This window comes from Rhizobium sp. 01N447_2 (genome assembly GCF_056399245.1).
This window is the reverse complement of sequence record NZ_JBFTQY010000106.1, coordinates 1-16,979: the sequence shown is the minus strand read 5'-3', so window position 1 is coordinate 16,979 and position 16,979 is coordinate 1. Positions and strand designations below refer to the sequence as shown.

General features: G+C 60.5%; 19 protein-coding genes and 2 pseudogenes. 8 read left to right on the top strand and 13 right to left on the bottom strand.

Annotated elements, in window-relative coordinates; translation table 11 throughout:
- A pseudogene (locus AC1ECN_RS35905) lies at positions 1 to 94 on the top strand (LysR family transcriptional regulator); the annotation flags it as partial.
- A gap of 48 nt (positions 95 to 142) precedes the next feature.
- Here the strand turns inward: AC1ECN_RS35905 and AC1ECN_RS35900 are convergent.
- From AC1ECN_RS35900 to AC1ECN_RS35875, 6 genes are all read right to left on the bottom strand, one after another.
- Positions 143 to 1,027, bottom strand: a complete 885-nt coding sequence (locus AC1ECN_RS35900) for a hypothetical protein (protein WP_130661399.1) — start codon at positions 1,025 to 1,027, stop codon at positions 143 to 145.
- A gap of 72 nt (positions 1,028 to 1,099) precedes the next feature.
- Entirely contained in the window at positions 1,100 to 1,414 is a 315-nt protein-coding gene (locus AC1ECN_RS35895; RefSeq protein ID WP_130661398.1) for a hypothetical protein, read from the bottom strand.
- Between the two features lie 122 nt (positions 1,415 to 1,536).
- Positions 1,537 to 2,118, bottom strand: coding sequence for a BA14K family protein (locus AC1ECN_RS35890; RefSeq protein WP_130661397.1), 582 nt, complete (start codon positions 2,116 to 2,118; stop codon positions 1,537 to 1,539).
- Positions 2,115 to 2,282 (bottom strand): hypothetical protein, encoded by a 168-nt coding sequence (locus tag AC1ECN_RS35885; RefSeq protein WP_165406129.1) that lies wholly within the window; start codon positions 2,280 to 2,282, stop codon positions 2,115 to 2,117. The genes AC1ECN_RS35890 and AC1ECN_RS35885 overlap by 4 nt, the downstream gene beginning before the upstream one ends.
- Before the next feature lie 46 nt (positions 2,283 to 2,328).
- The gene (locus tag AC1ECN_RS35880; protein ID WP_130661396.1) at positions 2,329 to 3,195 is read right to left on the bottom strand and encodes a DUF1236 domain-containing protein; all 867 of its coding nucleotides are present in this window, start codon (positions 3,193 to 3,195) and stop codon (positions 2,329 to 2,331) included.
- Between the two features lie 114 nt (positions 3,196 to 3,309).
- The gene (locus AC1ECN_RS35875) at positions 3,310 to 3,708 is read right to left on the bottom strand and encodes a DUF1236 domain-containing protein (RefSeq protein ID WP_018073189.1); all 399 of its coding nucleotides are present in this window, start codon (positions 3,706 to 3,708) and stop codon (positions 3,310 to 3,312) included.
- A gap of 299 nt (positions 3,709 to 4,007) precedes the next feature.
- Here AC1ECN_RS35875 and AC1ECN_RS35870 point away from each other — a divergent pair, with 299 nt between their 5' ends.
- A complete protein-coding gene (locus tag AC1ECN_RS35870; RefSeq protein ID WP_026170990.1) occupies positions 4,008 to 4,274 on the top strand; it encodes a hypothetical protein in 267 nt (88 codons plus the stop codon).
- 93 nt (positions 4,275 to 4,367) lie between these two features.
- On the opposite strand, the gene AC1ECN_RS35865 is transcribed toward AC1ECN_RS35870, so the two are convergent.
- A complete protein-coding gene (locus AC1ECN_RS35865; protein ID WP_477955711.1) occupies positions 4,368 to 5,204 on the bottom strand; it encodes a class I SAM-dependent methyltransferase in 837 nt (278 codons plus the stop codon).
- A 175-nt stretch (positions 5,205 to 5,379) separates the two neighbouring features.
- Here AC1ECN_RS35865 and AC1ECN_RS35860 point away from each other — a divergent pair, with 175 nt between their 5' ends.
- From AC1ECN_RS35860 to AC1ECN_RS35850, 3 genes are all read left to right on the top strand, one after another.
- Complete coding sequence (locus AC1ECN_RS35860) at positions 5,380 to 5,556, top strand: hypothetical protein (RefSeq protein WP_165406127.1); 177 nt, start codon at positions 5,380 to 5,382, stop codon at positions 5,554 to 5,556.
- Positions 5,557 to 5,619: 63 nt separating this feature from the next.
- A complete protein-coding gene (locus AC1ECN_RS35855; RefSeq protein ID WP_477955706.1) occupies positions 5,620 to 7,008 on the top strand; it encodes a sensor histidine kinase in 1,389 nt (462 codons plus the stop codon).
- A 2-nt stretch (positions 7,009 to 7,010) separates the two neighbouring features.
- Positions 7,011 to 7,634 (top strand): response regulator, encoded by a 624-nt coding sequence (locus AC1ECN_RS35850; protein WP_075223966.1) that lies wholly within the window; start codon positions 7,011 to 7,013, stop codon positions 7,632 to 7,634.
- A 27-nt stretch (positions 7,635 to 7,661) separates the two neighbouring features.
- On the opposite strand, the gene AC1ECN_RS35845 is transcribed toward AC1ECN_RS35850, so the two are convergent.
- Entirely contained in the window at positions 7,662 to 8,183 is a 522-nt protein-coding gene (locus AC1ECN_RS35845) for a hypothetical protein (RefSeq protein WP_075223967.1), read from the bottom strand.
- Between the two features lie 284 nt (positions 8,184 to 8,467).
- Between AC1ECN_RS35845 and AC1ECN_RS35840 the strand changes: the two genes are divergently transcribed.
- From AC1ECN_RS35840 to AC1ECN_RS35830, 3 genes are all read left to right on the top strand, one after another.
- Positions 8,468 to 8,944, top strand: coding sequence for a hypothetical protein (locus tag AC1ECN_RS35840; protein ID WP_075223968.1), 477 nt, complete (start codon positions 8,468 to 8,470; stop codon positions 8,942 to 8,944).
- 169 nt (positions 8,945 to 9,113) lie between these two features.
- Entirely contained in the window at positions 9,114 to 9,908 is a 795-nt protein-coding gene (gene xth, locus AC1ECN_RS35835; RefSeq protein WP_075223969.1) for an exodeoxyribonuclease III, read from the top strand.
- Positions 9,909 to 10,015: 107 nt separating this feature from the next.
- Positions 10,016 to 10,195 (top strand): hypothetical protein, encoded by a 180-nt coding sequence (locus AC1ECN_RS35830; protein ID WP_130661394.1) that lies wholly within the window; start codon positions 10,016 to 10,018, stop codon positions 10,193 to 10,195.
- Positions 10,196 to 10,243: 48 nt separating this feature from the next.
- Here the strand turns inward: AC1ECN_RS35830 and AC1ECN_RS35825 are convergent, their stop codons facing one another.
- From AC1ECN_RS35825 to AC1ECN_RS35805, 5 genes and pseudogenes are all read right to left on the bottom strand, one after another.
- Positions 10,244 to 12,328 (bottom strand): FAD-dependent oxidoreductase, encoded by a 2,085-nt coding sequence (locus AC1ECN_RS35825; protein WP_075223971.1) that lies wholly within the window; start codon positions 12,326 to 12,328, stop codon positions 10,244 to 10,246.
- Positions 12,329 to 12,334: 6 nt separating this feature from the next.
- Positions 12,335 to 13,504: a Gfo/Idh/MocA family protein gene (locus AC1ECN_RS35820; RefSeq protein ID WP_075223972.1), complete on the bottom strand. Its 1,170-nt coding sequence runs from the start codon at positions 13,502 to 13,504 to the stop codon at positions 12,335 to 12,337.
- 24 nt (positions 13,505 to 13,528) lie between these two features.
- Complete coding sequence (locus AC1ECN_RS35815; protein ID WP_018496598.1) at positions 13,529 to 15,184, bottom strand: GMC family oxidoreductase; 1,656 nt, start codon at positions 15,182 to 15,184, stop codon at positions 13,529 to 13,531.
- A gap of 1 nt (position 15,185) precedes the next feature.
- On the bottom strand, positions 15,186 to 16,736 hold the full coding sequence (locus AC1ECN_RS35810) for a GMC oxidoreductase (RefSeq protein WP_130661393.1): 1,551 nt from the start codon (positions 16,734 to 16,736) through the stop codon (positions 15,186 to 15,188).
- A 15-nt stretch (positions 16,737 to 16,751) separates the two neighbouring features.
- A pseudogene (locus tag AC1ECN_RS35805) lies at positions 16,752 to 16,979 on the bottom strand (sugar ABC transporter ATP-binding protein); the annotation flags it as partial.

Sequence of the window (16,979 nt, the reverse complement as noted above, 5' to 3'; positions counted from 1 at the left end):
ATACTGGGATGGCTACCATCTCTACTATGCCAGCAGAAGGCAGTCCTCTCCGGCTTTCGTGGCGTTGGTGGACGCGCTGCGCCACCGAGCCTGACGATCGGAATCGGGCATATGTCATCGTCTTTTCTACGGCAAGCAGCGGTCACGGCGTCTTAGCGTATTTCCTGGCTTCACGCGATGTTGCCGTGCGACGGGCCGGCCTCAGTTCTTCGATCGTCGGCAGCCACCACTCGGCGTTCTCAACCGGAAGCGTTTTCGCGGGCCAGGTGCGGACGAGTTCTTCAAGTGTGGGCACCCGCCAATATCCCCAGACGTGATCCTCGGTCACACGGGGATAGAAATCCGCGACGTCATCCGGGTCGACCAGTTCGCCTGAGATTTCGGTAAAGACGACGATTCCATATGCGGTGACCACAGGACGTCCTATCGGCGGCAGGTCGTCGCTCTGAAACGGGTAACGGTGACGCTTTCGTTCCGCAGCGCGGAGTTTGCTGCGCATATCCTGTTCGGTCCCTTTCCGCTCCTCGACTCGACGTCGTCTTTCCTCCGGCTCGTTTCTGCAAGCCGCCGCTTCGATATCAGGCCATCTGCGTCGGAGTTCCTCATAGGACCGGAAGGGAACGTGCCATATTCTGAGATCGCCATCCCACCGTGAGGACGGCACCTCGTGCAATTCGTCGACGACGGTCTTCGAATATGGCGTGCGGATTCGGAAGTCTGCCTTGCCGAGTTCAAGATATGGACTGTCGATGGGATCGAAAGCGAAGGCGTCGCGTCCCTTCGCATCCGCATGGGCGTCAGCTTCGGCCTCAATCTCGGCAAGCCATTGTCCGATGCGACGGGACGCCGTCCGCCCGGGAACGAACCAGGCCTTGCGGGCATCGCTCCAACGGGCACGGGGGAAGCGTCTTCGGAATTGCTCGACGGTCATCCTGTCGTAGGGGAAAGAAATGTCCGCGCCGGGCTTCGAACCGTCTTCGCCGGACGGCGCCTTGTTGTGATCAGCGGCGGATTTCGTTTCGGTCATGGCAGAAGAACGCTGTCGCGCAGCGATCGGTTTCCGGTGAGGCGCTCGTTTGGCGGCCCACTGGCGACCCTCTCAGTGAATTGTCTTCGACGGCTTCTCCGCATGCGAAATGCCATCGAGCGTCGCGATAAGCTTTTCGAACTCGTTCAAGACACGATTGAACTCGGCGTCCTGCATGTTGGTGATTTCGGATATCGTCGAGGACACGGACGCGATGAGCCTGTCGATCCAAACACAGCGCTCGGCCGGCACATTTGCGAGAACCTCCCGCCGATGCGTCTTCAGCTCGCGGAGGATGCGAACGATAAGGGCCCCCCGGTCCGCTCGGGTCAAGAGCGGAAGCCTTGTCTGCGCCTGCTGGATTTCTGTTATCAGTGCCGTTGCCATCCCCTGATCTCCAACACTCTAATACAACCGGGTATCACAACCGTAGCGATTGCAACACGGACTTTAGTCCGATTCACCAGCTTGGTGCAGCATCATCCGCACCACGTGACCACCGCCGATAATCAATTGTTCGTGGCAACGAGATTTGACATGTCGCAGCTGCGCCGCGGTCCTTCCCATGGTTGATACGTATTGTCTTCCGGTCGATACGACTTGTAGCGAGCGGCGCACCGGGCTGCCGCCTCTGCATTCACTTTCGTGCCGACGCCGCCATCGGCCTCGGCGACAGTCGGCTGGAACGGCGAAGAACATTCGCGAGTCTCACCGCTATAGGATCGATAGTTGTTGGTCACAGGATTGAAAGAGCGATAACGTTCCTCACACCAGGCAAGATGCGCGGCCGAAAGTCTGGGCTGCGGTGTCTGAAGTTCGGATGGCGGGCGAGCCGAATCCGGCCTCGCCGCTGATGCCATGCTGGCCGAGACCTCGGTCACATAGCTGGAATAGAGAGGCGGAATTCGTTCATAGTGCTGCTCCCGAGGATCGACTTTCACCGGCGTCGTCGTCCATAGATCGCGCGCTGCGAGCTCCTTGAAGGTGTGAGGTTCGGAATCCGCCACAACATAAGATGCGACAGATGCGGCAGCGATGCAGGCCCCGACCGAGCTTAAGATGCCAAAGGCAACGGATGCGATGGCTTTCATTGTCCCGACCTCTGCTGTTGAGCCAGTGGAACCCAGATGCGGCCAGCGGCGCTGTTATGTCTGCCGCCCGTGGCGACAAGCACGGCGAGAATGCCGGCGATTGCCAGCAGGATCGCGATCAACGGCAAGGCCAGCCCATTGGACTTTTCTTCAGAATGGATCATGTTCCTCTCCTATGCCCCGGCGGCGGAGAGCCGCCGGGGCCGGCCGCTACGCCGCGATGATGTAGACGATCGTGAATGCAGAAGGATCGACGATGACGATCCGGCCATCCGCGAGGAGGAAGAAACGATAGGCCTTGTACTGCGGTACGATCTCCACGATTCGGGGCGGCAGTGGCTCGAGCCTGATCTTCTTCGGGATGGTGGTGCCGACCGAGACTGTGAAATCCGCCTCCCGAACCGGCTCGACATGAACCTCCTTCACAACGCTGCGGATTTCCGTCTGCTGCTCGACGGAGATGTTCACGTTGGTCGTATTGTTCGTCTCGGTCTTCGTGGTGTTCTGAGTGTTGCTGTCGACCGATGTTTTGTTGTTCTCAACGTTCGTCTTGCTGTTTGACTGAGTCTCAGTCGAGCCGCTGGAAGACTTCGCGTCGCTGGACTTCTGGGTTTCACCGGAGCCGGTCGGCGTGCCAGTGTCCTGGCTGCCGGCAGGCTTCTGGCTTTCCGTCGAGGACTGTCCCGACTTGGAAGACTTCGAACTGTCCGGGCTTTTGCCAGAGGCGTCCGTGCCTGCGGCACCGGAGCCGGTTTCGGTCGAGCCTCCGGACTGCGTCTTAGCACCGGGCTGACTTGTCGTCTGACCGGAGGAACCATCCGTGGAGGTTCCGGACGAGTTTCCGCTAGAGCCGGAAGGCTGCTGGGTATCCTGGCCGGTCGATGCTCCTGCGCCACCCGAGGAGGAGGCGCCGCCCGCATCCGGTTGCTGGATCGCACCACCGCTGGACTGGCCGTTTTGGGCAGCACCCTTCTTGGGAAGGATCGGCGCATCCTGCGCCGCGGCGGAGATGATGCCGACCGGCGAAACGCCGATCGAGAGTGCCGTCATCAGCACGGCGAGTGTCTTGGTCTTCATAACAATCTCTCTGCTTTTTCGGCCGCACGACGTTGTCGTCCGTCGTGCGGCGGTTCTCAGGTTCTAACGATGATATTGAGGGGCAAGACGCGGCAGAGACCGCGTGGGATCAGGTCACTTGATAACCTGGATCACCTTGCGGGACGACGGTTCGACGATGACGCGTTCATCATTGACCACCGCGTAAGCATAGGTCGGGTCATCCGGAATAGGCGTCACGACAACCGTCTCCGGCAGAGGCTGGCCGACGACAACCTTCTCCTTCACGACCACGCGCGCCGATGGTGCCGGAGCCTCGCGGACATAGGTGACGACCTTTTGCGGCGGCGGATCGATCGCCGTACCAACGACCGCGCCGGCAACGCCGCCGACAGCAGCGCCAACGGGGCCGCCGACGATCGCCCCGGTCACCGCGCCACCGGCGGCACCGTTAACGGTCGAGGACTGGGCGAATGCGACGCCCGACATGAGGGTCGCGGCAGTTGCCGCACCGACGATAAGCTTGGAGATCATTTTCTCCTCCTTCTGTTTCGAGGCGGCCTTCGTGACCGCTGCGAAACCAACTAGCTGGAGGCACGGTCGTTCCACGGCCCGGACCTCAGTCTGATGGACCCCGGCCCTTGGTCCCAAACCCATGTCAATGCCCGTCGCCGGCGCTACTTCAGGATTGAAAGGCCCCGCACACGGGCTTACAGCGCCACGCGTCTTTTCAGACGCGTAAAGGACGCTGTAACACTTTGAATTGCTGCATAATTTATCCTTAAACCGATGCCGATTTGAGGAATTATGCAGGAGGCAGGAGACTGAAGGAGATGGCACGATCCAACCGCCGGGAAGCGGGACGCCGGCGCCTGGCGATGCGTTTGCCGCACATGCGGACGCTGATCATGGCAGCGTGCGACCCATTGCAGCTCGAGCTCTTCGAGGCCTACCAGATGGCAGTCGAAGCGCGCGACGCTCTTCGAGGACGGCAATTCAATGCGAACCTGGTGCGGGAATACGACGAGACCTGCTTCGAGATCGAGCGGCACGTCATCCGCGCGATGCAGGAAACTTCCTACGCGCAGCGCACGAGCTGAAGTCCGGTGAGCCGTCATACTCGTCGGACAGAGCTTTTGGACATTTCATTTGGAGAATCGCGCGATTGATCCGCTGGCCGGCACTAAGCGGCGTTACGAAGCGCGACCGACGACGACGAAGGCGCTCATGCCGCCGCACGGACGAACCCCGTAGCGTGATTCCATTCGCTCGGCCACCTCATCGACTATCTCTGAGATACGCGCCGGCGCCCGCCTTTCGATCTCTTCCCTGAGCGGAGTGCCTTGGCAGAAGGCCGCTGCGATATCATGGGCGGCTGCAACGGAAATCAACTCGATCCGATCGCAGGAAATTGCGTCAAATCCCGCCGAAGACATTTGCGCCTTTATCGACGCTATATCGAAGTAGGAATATGACAAGTTTCTTAGAAAGTCCGGTGGATTGGACGGAAAGAGGCTTGCCAGACATTCATCCACGCATCTTGCGAAGTCGTTGGCCGGGAGTGAATCCCACGTCGTGAACAGGAAACGACCTCCGCTCCGCAACACTCTTTTGGCCTCGTCATAGGCCTTCAACTTATCCGGAAAGAACATCACGCCGAACTGGCAGACGACGAGATCGAACATCGAAGACGCGAACGGCAGATTTTGCGCATCGGCGTGCATCCAGTGGGTCCGCGACATCGTCAGCGACGGTGCGCCAACGTCAATCATCGCCTGGCTGAGATCGGTGGCAAYGATCTCCGTGGCCGGATCAAGCGTCACCCGCAGAGCACGTGTCAAGGCGCCTGTCCCCGCAGCGACCTCGAGAATGCTGCCCGGCTTCAATCGCTCGGCGACGATCGCCATCTCCGAGGCATAGGGCTCGAAGAGAATCGGCACGAGAAGGCTGTCGTAAAATTCGGCGACGCCTTCCTCGAAGGGCGCGAGAGAAGAGGCCGATGCGGCGCGGGCGCCGCCTTCGATATCCATGGAAATCGTCACTCACAAGCCTCCAAACCCGGGTTCGTCGGCCAGGAAATATGCTTGAATCTGCTGATGTCTACAGGCGTCAGACCTTGGTCCCAACCTTCTCCGACCGAAGTCCCTGAGGTGGAACGCGCGTCGGACTCGCGCCGTTTCGAGGGATGTTGAAGGAGATCCGAACATGCACCAGAGTCATAGATCCCGAGTGAATGACGCTTGCAACGCGTCCGTCTTCGCCCTTGTTATCGTTCTGGCCGCCCTTCTCTACGTCTTCGGCGTAGCCATATCAGGCGATAGCCTCGGGCTTACCCAGAGCATAAGAGGCGCCGAGGTCTTCGATACCAGGAATCTACCCTGACGCTGTTTGGAAAAACTCTGAAGACGCGGTAGGTTAATCGACAAGTCTCTTGCCGGAATCAACATGAATTGGCTTCGCCGCTGGAATGCCCGCTCACTCGCCTCCCAGTTCTTCATCGCGGGTGGGCTCATATCGATGGCCGTCATGTTCCTGGTGGGCATTCTCGTCACCCACCTCATAGAGGAGGCCGTCATCCACAATTCTGGTGCTGCGACGGCGCTATATGTGGACAGCGTGGTCGCGCCGCTGCTTCCCGACATGCAAAAGGAATCGTTGCTGGACGAAGCCAGTGCTCAGGCTCTCGATGAGACGCTTGGTCAGGGCGCGCTCGGCAGGCGTCTCGTTTCGTTCAAGCTGTGGCGAAGCGACGGCACCATCCTTTATTCGAATGAGAAGGAGCTGGTGGGCAGGAAGTTTACGGTCAGCGACAAGCTCCAGAGGGCATTCGCAGGGTCTCTCGTCGCGCGCTACGAAATCGCCAGCGATCCGGAAAGCGACAAGGAGCGCGCGCTTGGCAAGCCGCTCATGGAGATCTACAACCCTGTGCTCCAGCCATGGTCCGGACGGGCGGTCGCCGTACTTGAGTTCTACGAGACGGCAGAAGGATTAAGCGACAGTCTGGMGCATGCCAGGCTCCGGAGCTGGGGCGCTGTCGCTGCTCTCACAGCAATCTTTTTCCTTGTTCTCTCGGCTCTGGTGTTTCGGGGGAGCCGCACGATAGAGGCGCAACGCAAGGATCTCAGGGAACGGGTCAATGAACTGTCCGCGTTGCTGGCGGAAAACCGCGGACTTCAGCGGCGGCTGCAGCGCGCCTCCCAGCGGTCGGCGGCGCTGAATGAAACAYATTTGCGCAGTATCGGTGCCGATTTGCACGACGGTCCGGCCCAGCACATCGCCTATGCCTCATTGCGGCTGGACAGCGACGTGTTGATCAACGCGTCCACACAGCCCGAAGCGCGTGAAAAGGAGCTTGCCTGGATACGCTCGAGCCTTGCCGAGGCGATGACGGAAATCCGCAATATCTGCAGTGGGCTGGTGCTCCCGCAGATCGAGAAGTCCTCGATCACCGAGATCGTCATGCGGGTCGTCGAAGCGCATCAGCACAAGACCGAAACCCATGTCGAAACTGTTATCGACGAGGATGGACCTGAACTTCCTCCTGCGGTGAAGATCTGTATCTATCGCTTCGCTCAGGAAGCCTTGAACAACGCCTATCGCCACGGTGGCGGCATTCAGCAGGCTGTTAAGGCCGTCTCGCACAACGGTCATGTCCGTGTCGAGGTGAGCGATCGCGGCGATGGCTTCGATCCGACCGAGGTGAGGCCGACGAGCCTCGGCCTTGTCGGACTTCGGGAACGCATCGACAGCCTGGGAGGATCGTTCGAGGTCAAGACAGGCGAAGGAGGGACGACCGTGACCATGATCTTCGAGCCTATGGAAGTGGGAGACTAGAGATGACATCCATCACCATCGGCGTCGTGGACGACCACCCGCTTTTTCGCGAGGGTGTAACGCGCAGCCTGTCGGAGATGAGCGGCTTTAACGTCATTGGCGAAGGCGCCAGCAGCGATGACGCGGCCATGATCGCCTCGGACAACTGCCCCGACATCATGCTCCTCGATATCTCGATGCCCGGCGGCGGGCTGTCTGCGATCAGCGACGTGCTGGCGCGGAGCCCGACAACGAAAGTGCTCATGTTGACGGTATCCGAGGATGTGGACACGTTGCTTGACGCTCTGCAACGGGGCGCGATGGGCTATGTTCTGAAGGGTGTCGGTTCCCGTGGCCTCGCTGAAGCCATCCAAACGGTCCTGAGTGGAACGCGATATATCTCGCCGACGATGTCGGCAAAGGTCATGGAGAATTCACTGCATGGCGGAACCTCAGACAAAAACAGTCTGACACCACGGGAACGCGAGGTGATGGATCTTGTCGCTCAAGGCTTGTCAAACAAACATATCGGCTTGCGTCTCGGCCTGCAGGAAAAGACCGTGAAGCACCATATGACCCAGATTCTGAGCAAGCTCGGTGCCTCGAACAGGACTGAAGCGGCTCTACAATGGCGCGAACGGCGCTAAAACAGGGTATCGTCCGACTATCACGCTCTAGCGAAGGAAGCGGCTCAGCCGGCGGGCATCGTTGGCCGTCGCCTGACGGCTTATGATCGTGCGGCCTTTCGAGTCCTTCATAATGTAGCGGCCGCGCTGCAGGGTCTCAGTGATACCATTCGCATGACGGACGTCGATCGAACCATCGGAAGCTTCGGTCGCTGTCGTTCCCAATCCTTCTGACGACCTTGCAGAAGAGGAAGAGGATCCCGCGCTGCTGGTGGAGCTCCCACCATTGCCATTTCCTGAGCCATTGCTGCTGCTGTTGCCACCACTATTGCCGTTGCCACTCCCTCCCCCGTTGCCGCTACCGCCGCTATTGCCATTCCCTCCACTATTCCCGTTGCCGTTACCACCACCGTTGCCATTCCCGTTGTTACCGTCTTTTGCCTGCGCGCACTCCGCCGCCAGAACAGGAAGGAAACCGTCGAGATTCAATCTGGCGGGTGATGCGGCAGCGACGAGGGCGACGGCCGCGCTGCCGCCCAGTCTCAGAAAATCGCGTCTCCGGATACTCATGCCATGGCCTCGTTCGTCCGTTCGCCGTCCCATGCATATATGACGTATAAGATTTCTCGCTGTTCCCAAGACAGAATGCAACCGACCTAGGTAGTAGGCGCCGGCAAGACTTTGGTCCGGCTTATTTGATTGCCGTACTCGTCATCGAGAAAAGTCCGGGCAATCGCAAGCGCTACGTTACTCGCTTCTCCTCATTCCAGCTGCCGTGTGAGGCGGAAGCATTTCTATGGAACTTCTCTCCTCGTCGTCGCTTTGTTTGTCGAAGTGCAACAGAGGAAACCCCGATGGCAAACCCGAACGAATCCCCGGCAGTCCAGTCCATGCGAAAAGAGCAGGCAGAGCAACGAAAGCGGCCCCCAAAAGGCGAACTCGACAAAGCAATCGAGGATACCTTTCCGGCGTCCGACCCGGTGTCAGCCACCCACACCTCCATTCCTGCCGGCCGCAGCGACGTCGAGGCGGCTGAGCGTGTGAAGCGCGAGCCAGATCCGACCAAGCTCGACGAGGAGTTTCCGCTCGTGGATCAAGCCCTGCGCCCAAGCGGTGAAACCGCCCGCTCCTCCGAAGAAATGCGCGCGCTTCAGAAGGAAGCCGGTCGCATGGCTGAATCCGCTTCGGGGCTGGCTTCTGGAACAGCTCGCCTGGCAAAGGCGGAAGCACGCACATTCGTCCATGACCTCGAGGATCGCATACGCCGGCAGCCGCTGACAGCCGCAGCGATCGTCGCCGGCATCGCCTTCGTCTTCGGCGCGACGCGTTGAGGAGCCAAGTGACAGTCGACTCGCTCGATCACCCCGCGGGGATTCGACCGGTGGACCATTACGATATGGAGAGCCGCCTCCATTAGCACGATTGCGGGCGGGGATTTCCTGAGGACGAAACTCAGGAGCGCTTCTAGAGCCCGTCTGTGCTTCGACTTCCGAGGGCATCGTGAAAATCGCAACCTACAATGTCAACGGGATCAATGGGCGGCTAGACATTCTGCTGCGCTGGCTCAAGGAGGACGCCCCTGATGTGGTCTGCCTCCAGGAACTGAAGGCAGACGATGCCAGGTTTCCGCGAAAGGAAATCGAGCGGGCCGGCTACGGCGCCATCTGGCACGGACAGAGATCCTGGAACGGGGTTGCGATCCTGGCAAAAGGCAAGATACCGATCCTGACGCGGCGTGGTCTTCCCGGTGATCCTGACGATACTCACAGCCGGTATATCGAAGCTGCCGTCGACGGCATCCTGATCGGATGCCTGTATCTTCCCAACGGCAATCCGTTTCCAGGAGTAAAATTCGATTACAAGCTGCGCTGGTTTCTCCGTCTGCAGGCGTACGCCGCCGAACTCCTCGAGCTCGATGTGCCTTCGATCCTGGCCGGCGACTTCAACGTCATGCCGACGGAGATCGACGTCTACAAGCCGGAACGCTGGCTGGACGACGCCCTCTTCAGGCCGGAAGTGCGCAAGGCCTATGCTGATCTCGTTGCCCAGGGTTGGACCGATGCCGTCAGACATCTGCATCCAGAAGAGCGCGTCTACACCTTCTGGAAATACTGGCGGAACAGCTTCGAACGTGACGCGGGGCTTCGGATCGACCACTTCCTGCTCAGTCCGGCAGTCGCCCCATGGCTTCGATCGGCAACCGTCCGGAAAAAACCGCGCGGCTGGGAGCATACGAGCGACCACGCGCCCGTCATGATCGAGCTCGACGTTTCCAAAGCTGGAGCAGACCTATGAGCCGCAGGCCGCTTGCGAGCGAGGGAACCAGTCACGTCGCCGAGAGTTAGTCCAAAAGCGCGGGACGGCATTCCTGCCCCGCAATTTTCCAACCTGATGTGACCGCTGTGGACGAAGCCAAGAACTACTTGAACACCGACGAAATTCAGGCCGACGACCAGTTGTCGCCGAAGCCGGTCGAAGGCAAGGATCCGCCAAGGCGGGTGCGCAGAAGCGAGGAAGCTATCGCCGGCTCTGACGAGACCGAGCGCGTCCGGGTTCCGCCCCCAGTTCCGAATCCCGATTGATCAGCCGCATGGCTCCGTCTCGAAGTGGCTCCGATTACCGGCATCACCTCATTTGTCGGCGCCAAGATCGTAGATGCGGCCTGTCAACCAGGCTGGCCAGTCTCGCTCGAAGAAGGACTTGGCGCTTTCATCCAGCGCGCGGTTCGGGCGGGTTGAAAGCCTGATCTCATCGCCATCAATCCGAACGACGATCTGCTCCTCGCGATGCGCTTCGCGTTCTTTCCGGAAACGATAATCCTGCAACGGGCCAGAGCTCGCAAGCGGGAGAGATTCGCCCTCCACATCGCATATTGCGCGCGCCCCGCGGCTGCCGCCCCCATTGCGAATGAAGAAATCGAGCGCGCCGAGTACGGCTTCCGAGGCGAGCGCCATATGTCGCCATTGCACGCCTCGAACCGCCTCCGCTGCACGACCATAGGCAATGCCGTTCGCATGGATTTCAGCGTTCAGTTCGCGCGCTTCGATCAAGGCTCGGCCTACGCCTTCTTGATTGCAGATGATGCCAGCCTTCTCGCTCATTCGCGCCTGCACTTGCGAACGGATCGATTTGACGGTGAGCGGGCTCTCGGTCCGAAGGACGGTAAGGAGATCGACGATGCCCGCCTCTGCGATATCAGCTATGCCCTCTGCTGCCGACCGCTTTGCCCGACCGCTCGCGCTGATGTGCTCTGCCGCGCGCGTACCGAAGACTTGCCCGGCATTGAGCGCCGCTCCACCCGGCCTCGTCACGCCGTGTGTGCCCGCTGCCTCTCCGACCGAGTAACAGCCGCCGAGACTGCTGCGGCCCCAGGTATCGACCATGATGCCGCCGTTCATGTGCTGGTTGTTGACGGCAAATTCCAGCGGCTCCTCGGCGATATCGATCTTGTAGCGGCGGTAGAGCTCGATCGCGAGCGGGTTCATATGCTTCAATCGATCGATCGGCATGTCCTGGTCGGCGCCGGCCTTGCCGAGATAGTTGCGGACGTCTTCGTCAAGTCTCTCCAGACTGAATGGCAGGTCGCCCGGCACGGATAGGGGATTGCGATTGAAGTCCATAAAGACGCGCCGCCCTGCGGCGGTTTCGCTGGAGATGGCAAGGTCTACCAGGCTTGAGCCGAAATCGAGCATGCGCGTCGCGTGAAATGGCCATTGATAGCCCTTGCGAAAGACGTTCGAAGCCAGCTCCTGCGTGCTGCGGTAGTATTCTGCCAGGAAATGGTGCTCGGCGCCCTCGGTATCGAGCGAGTAGATATGCGGGATCGCCTGGACGTATGTGCCCGACAGATTCCATGGGAACCCTTCCCTGCGTGTTCCGATACCAAACTGGCTTTCGGTCAGGTTGACGAGCTCGACGCCTGCCTCGAGCGCCAATCCGAGAGAGCCGAAGCAGCCGTTGGGATAAACGCTGTCGCGATAGAGCTCGCCCGGCCCGCCGGCGGCGAGCACGATCACCCCACTGACGAACAGCGCGATACCCAGCGGGTTCTCCTCCGTACGGTCACTGGCCCGCATGGCGACCATCCCGACCACGTGGCGATCAGCGCCATCGCCCTTGGTGAGGATCTTTACCGCCGTGGTCTGGTTGTAAAACGGCACTCCGAGCCGGATCGCCTCCTCGGCCAGCACCTTGACCATCAGGCGCGAGGTGCGCGGGCCGCAACTGGTGGCGCGGCCGACCTCGTCATGGTCGGTCTGATATCTGAGCGTCCCGCCAAGCGGATCCTGCGGCAGCGGCAGCCCTAGGAACTGAAGCGATGCCATCATCCGGGACGAGCCCACAGCCTCGACATAGGCCGTGTCCTCGTCCATTGCACCGCCGCTGCGGATGGCTCGGGCCATTGCCTTGTAATTGTCGCCCTGATCCGCCGTATTTGCAGTGTGAAGGGTCTGCTTGTCGGATCCCGAACAGGCCGAGGTCCCACCCCACGCGCTTTGGCTGACGATAACGACGTCATCGCCACGCCGCTTCATTTCCACTGCGGCTCGCAGACCTGCCGCGCCGGATCCGACGACGACGCAACCGGCTCGATAGATCGGCGCCTCGATGCCGGCGAGCCGAACCACGTCCGAAGGGGCGGGTTCGGCTGGGAGCCGTGGCATGTCGACATCGGTCAGTGCGTCAAGAATTTCCTGCGGAACGTCTATGGTCATCGGCGTTCAACCCAGCGGGATGTCGACCCAGCGTTTTTGCCGGGAGGACTCCATGCATGCGTCGACGATCTGGCAGATGTGGTGGCCCGTATCGAATGTCGGCCACATCGGCCTGTTTGCAACGATCGAGCGGATCACCTCGGCCACCTCGATGATCTTGCTTTCATTGTAGCCCAGACCGAAATTCGGCAGAGGAAGGAAAGCCCTGAAGGTAGGGTTCTCAGGACCCACGTCGATCTCCCGGAAGCCGCGCCGCCCCGTCCGGTCGTCGTTGGAATAGAAGCGCAGCCGGTTTATCTCGTCATAGGTATAGGCGATGCTGCCTTTCGTTCCATAGATTTCGTAGGTCTGCATGAACTTGCGGCCGGTCGCGACACGGCTGAAATCGACGATCCCGCCGGCACCGTTCTCGAACCGGCACAGCAGATTGGTTGCATCGGGATTGGTGATATCAGCCCAGGACTCGTTGCCTGACAGTTTCACCTGCTCGCCATAGGCAAGGCCCTCGACGGCAGGCCGACGCGGCGTCACGATGAGATTGTCGGCGATCAGGGAACTGACGCGGCCGACCAGGAAATCCATGAAGCTGAAGATGTGCGAACCGGTATCACCGACGATCCCGGTCGGCGCGAGCTTTCCGTCGGCGCGCCACATGAAGGGCGCGTTCGGATCGCCATAGATGTCGACGTGCTGGCAGCCGCGGAACAGCTTGATCTCGCCGATTTCGCCGGATTGAATGATATCTTTCGCCAGATCATGGACGGGATTCCGAGGAAAGGCGTGTCCGACGCGCGTAATGACACCCTTCGCCCGGGCGATGTCGGCCAGTTCCCGCGCTTCGGCGGCGGTGTTTGCCAATGGCTTCTCGCAATAGACATGTTTGCCTGCCAGCAAAGCCGCCTTGGCCACCTCATAGTGGAGATGGTCGGGCAGGCAGATATCGATCAGATCGACATCAGGATCAGCGACCGCCAGATTCCAATCCTGAAGAATTCTTGCACCTGGCGCCCTGTGGGAAAGATCCCCGGCTGTTTTCGAGGGACCTTCGACGAGAGCGACGATCCGAGCCGTTCCGTCCGACACTCCGAAGAAATGCGGAAAGGTCTGATAGGCCATCGTGTGGACCTTTCCCATCCAGCCCGAGGCGCCAAGCACTGCAACTCTGACTTCAGACATTGTCGTCTCTCCTCTCGAGATGGCTTACCGGATTTCGGCGCGGGCCCGAGGCCTCGCATCGTTGCGTTCGTAGGCGAAGATGGTGGGGGAAAGTGCAGGCAAGCCCCGGATGAGGTCCGATCCCTTTTCGCCGACCATGATCGTCGGCGCGTTGGTATTGCATGACGGCACGCGCGGCATGACGGATGAATCACAGACCCTGAGGCCTTCCAGGCCATGGACCTTGAGATCAAGCCCGACAACCGCGTCAGGCCCTGTCCCCATCTTGCAGGTGCCCACCGGATGATGGTCGGTCTTTGCGTTGGCGCAGCCGTAGTCGAAAAGCTGTTCGTCGGTCATCACCTTCGGTCCGGGAAGCCTTTCGGCCATGACATAGGGCTTCAACGCCGCCTGCTGCATGATCTCGCGCGCGATCTTCAGCCCTTCCAGGGACATCGTCCTGTCGTGGGGATCGGACCAGTAGTTAGGGTCGATCAATGGAGAGGCGGCCGGGTCGGAGGATGATAGACGCACCGTCCCTCGCGAGCGCGGATGCAGATAGGCGGAGTTAAGGGTCACGCCGGCATTCTTGAGCCGCTCGACGCCTGCTTCGATGCCCGATCCGAGGCCGAGGTGGAACTGGATATCAGGCGAACGGGCCTCGGGATCGGCATACCAGAAGCCGCCGGTCTCGAAGAGCGACGAGGCGACAGGACCGGTCCGGAACAGGACATATTGAATCCCGGCCCAAAGTGTCCGGTGGAGTTTTGCAACACCGTCATAAGTGTGATCGCCCGTGCATTCAGCGATGACGAAAAGATCCAGGTGATCCTGAAGGTTTCCACCGACACCCGGCAGATCGTGAAGCACCTTGACGCCCACCGACCGCAGATGGTCGGCCGGTCCTATGCCGGACTGCAAAAGCAGCTTCGGCGATCCGATTGCGCCGGAGGAGATCAATACTTCGCGTTCGGCGCGCACGATCTCCAAGCCGCGCGAGGTCACGATCTCGACGCCTGTCGCACGGGCTCCCTCCACGATAATACGCGCGACGTGCGCGCCCGTCCGCACCGTCAGGTTCTTCCGGTCCTTGATCGGCGAGAGATAGGCCAGCGAAGCCGACGACCGGCGGCGGTTGCGCTGCGTGAGCTGATAAAATCCCACTCCCGCCTGCTGGCGCCCGTTGAAGTCGTGATTATAGGGAATGCCGAGCTCCTGCCCTGCACGGATATAGGCGTCGCAGATCGGTAGCGGCGCTGCGGGCATCGAGACGCCGAGCGGACCGCCATAGGAGTGATAGTCGTCGGCGAATCGCTGGTTGTCCTCCGCGCGTTTGAAATAGGGAAGGATCGAGCGGTAGTCCCAGCCCGCGCAACCGTCTTCACGAGCCCAAAGGTCATAATCCACCGCGTTTCCGCGCGTGTAGAGCTGTGCGTTGATGGACGAGCCGCCACCAATGACTTTCGCTTGCGTATAACGAAGCACGCGGCCATTCATGTGCTTCTGGGGAACGGTTTCCCATCCCCAGCTGGCGACGCCTTTGGTCATCTTGGCGAAGCCGGCAGGCATATGAAAAAGAGGATTCCAGTCGCCTCCGCCCGCTTCGAGCAGGAGGACGCTGACATCGGGATCTTCGCTCAGCCGGCTCGCAAGAACGCATCCTGCCGGACCGGCGCCAGTGATGATGTAATCGAATCCCATTTTACTGTCCTGTTGCATCCGGCCTGGCGACCGCCAGTGCCTGTGTCATGCCTGCAAAGTCCTTCGACGCGATGTGATCCGCCACTCTCAGCGCTTGGGCGGCGATGGTGAGCGCAGGATTCACCGCGGCCGAGGTGGGGAGGAAACTGGCGTCGACGACGAAGAGATTTTCGTGATCATAAGACCGGCAGTACGCGTCGAGCGGCGCAGTCGCGGGATCGTTTCCGATGCGGATCGTTCCGCATTGATGGGAGGGCGTGCGCTTGTCGAAGGGTCTCGCCAGCACGATCGGAAATCCGATCGATTTCAGGATCGCCTTCAGCTTAGCGACAAGGGCAAGATGGGCGTCCCAGTTGGTTCGTTGCCATTGGAGAACAATCCGATCTCCATCCACCATGACGCGGCTTTCGGGATTGGGAACGTCCTCGCTCATCGCATAGAAGTCGATGGCATGGCCGGTGATGAAGCGCAGAAGCCACTCCGGAGCCTGCGGCAGAGAACCCTTGAGAACCTTTTCAGAGATGCGGCCCAGGAGCTGCACGTTGCCGAGGGGCGGTCCACCCTCCCCGTCGGAGAGATAGAAGTCGTTGAAGGCAAACGTCTTCTGGTAGATGGAGGCGTTCCTGAACCGCGGCGAGACCCCGATGACGGCGGACGCATTGTGATTCATGAAGTTGCGGCCCACCTGGTCGGAAGAGTTCGCCAGACCCTTTGGGAAGCGGTCGTTTTTCGAACGCAGCAAAAGCACGGATGATTGGACCGCCCCGGCGGAGAGGATCACGATCTCAGGCGAAACAGTCACCGTCTGCCCGTTCTTGATGTAGGTCACCCGGTCGATCCGGCTCCCCGCTCCCGTGTCGAGCCTCGTCACACGCGCATTGGTTTCGAGCCGCACGTTCTCGTGTCTGAGCGCTACTGCGAGGGCTGCGGTCTCGGCATCCATCTTGCCGTCGCGTGCGTTTGGATGCGCATCCCATGGCGTGGGTGCTTTGGAGAGCCAGGCGTCAAGATCCAGGCCGAGCGGCAGGGAAAACGGATGCAGGCCTTTCTGCTTGAGGCGCGCCCTGATATCGGCAACCGGCGCCTCGTCCGGGACGGGCGGGTACTCGTAGGCCGCCGAGTGGTGCGGTTCCGTGGGATCTTCGCCGAGACTGCCGCGGACCTGGTACATGCGTTCGGCCTGGCAATACCACGGCTCCAGCACCTCATACGGAAACGGCCAGGCCGGCGAAACACCCTCGCGGTGTTCGATGACTGCGAAATCTTGGCTGCGATAGCGAGACAATACTGCGCCATAGAACTTCGAATTCCCGCCGACATTATAGTAATTGCCGGGATTGAATCCCTTGCCGTTCGCCTCGTACCAGGTTTCCTTCGGTCGAAAATGTCCCCGCTGGAAGATCGCGCGTTGGTCGCGATTGACAGGAAGGTCGGCGATATGGTCGCCGGCTTCGAGGATTAATATCTGGGCGCCGGTCGTGGCCAGGCCGGCCGCGACCGTGGCACCGCCGATGCCTGAACCGATGATGACGATGTCAGGTGAACTGCTCATGTTAGCACCTGGCCATCACGCGATCCGCGCCTGTGTTTCCGGATCGAAGAAGACGGCCTTGTCGAGATTGAATGCGAGGCGGGTGTTTTGTCCGGGGGCGATGCCGGTATCGGCGCGCAGGCGGGCGACGACGGATTTGCCGCCGAGCTTGGTGACGGCGAAGGTGTCGGAGCCGGCCGGTTCGACCACCTCGATCAGGCAATCGCCCTCGGTCAGCGAGCGCGCCTTGCGGTCGGCGCCATC

What these genes read in the sequence shown, in the direction of transcription:
- AC1ECN_RS35860 (WP_165406127.1), top strand. Translation starts at nt 5,380, where the DNA reads ATGCACCAGAGTCATAGATCCCGAGTGAATGACGCTTGCAACGCGTCC.
- AC1ECN_RS35900 (WP_130661399.1), bottom strand. Translation starts at nt 1,027, where the DNA reads ATGACCGAAACGAAATCCGCCGCTGATCACAACAAGGCGCCGTCCGGC.
- AC1ECN_RS35820 (WP_075223972.1), bottom strand. Translation starts at nt 13,504, where the DNA reads ATGTCTGAAGTCAGAGTTGCAGTGCTTGGCGCCTCGGGCTGGATGGGA.
- AC1ECN_RS35870 (WP_026170990.1), top strand. Translation starts at nt 4,008, where the DNA reads ATGGCACGATCCAACCGCCGGGAAGCGGGACGCCGGCGCCTGGCGATG.
- AC1ECN_RS35890 (WP_130661397.1), bottom strand. Translation starts at nt 2,118, where the DNA reads ATGAAAGCCATCGCATCCGTTGCCTTTGGCATCTTAAGCTCGGTCGGG.
- AC1ECN_RS35810 (WP_130661393.1), bottom strand. Translation starts at nt 16,736, where the DNA reads ATGAGCAGTTCACCTGACATCGTCATCATCGGTTCAGGCATCGGCGGT.
- AC1ECN_RS35845 (WP_075223967.1), bottom strand. Translation starts at nt 8,183, where the DNA reads ATGAGTATCCGGAGACGCGATTTTCTGAGACTGGGCGGCAGCGCGGCC.
- AC1ECN_RS35815 (WP_018496598.1), bottom strand. Translation starts at nt 15,184, where the DNA reads ATGGGATTCGATTACATCATCACTGGCGCCGGTCCGGCAGGATGCGTT.
- AC1ECN_RS35885 (WP_165406129.1), bottom strand. Translation starts at nt 2,282, where the DNA reads ATGATCCATTCTGAAGAAAAGTCCAATGGGCTGGCCTTGCCGTTGATC.
- AC1ECN_RS35825 (WP_075223971.1), bottom strand. Translation starts at nt 12,328, where the DNA reads ATGACCATAGACGTTCCGCAGGAAATTCTTGACGCACTGACCGATGTC.
- AC1ECN_RS35840 (WP_075223968.1), top strand. Translation starts at nt 8,468, where the DNA reads ATGGCAAACCCGAACGAATCCCCGGCAGTCCAGTCCATGCGAAAAGAG.
- AC1ECN_RS35850 (WP_075223966.1), top strand. Translation starts at nt 7,011, where the DNA reads ATGACATCCATCACCATCGGCGTCGTGGACGACCACCCGCTTTTTCGC.
- AC1ECN_RS35880 (WP_130661396.1), bottom strand. Translation starts at nt 3,195, where the DNA reads ATGAAGACCAAGACACTCGCCGTGCTGATGACGGCACTCTCGATCGGC.
- AC1ECN_RS35895 (WP_130661398.1), bottom strand. Translation starts at nt 1,414, where the DNA reads ATGGCAACGGCACTGATAACAGAAATCCAGCAGGCGCAGACAAGGCTT.
- AC1ECN_RS35875 (WP_018073189.1), bottom strand. Translation starts at nt 3,708, where the DNA reads ATGATCTCCAAGCTTATCGTCGGTGCGGCAACTGCCGCGACCCTCATG.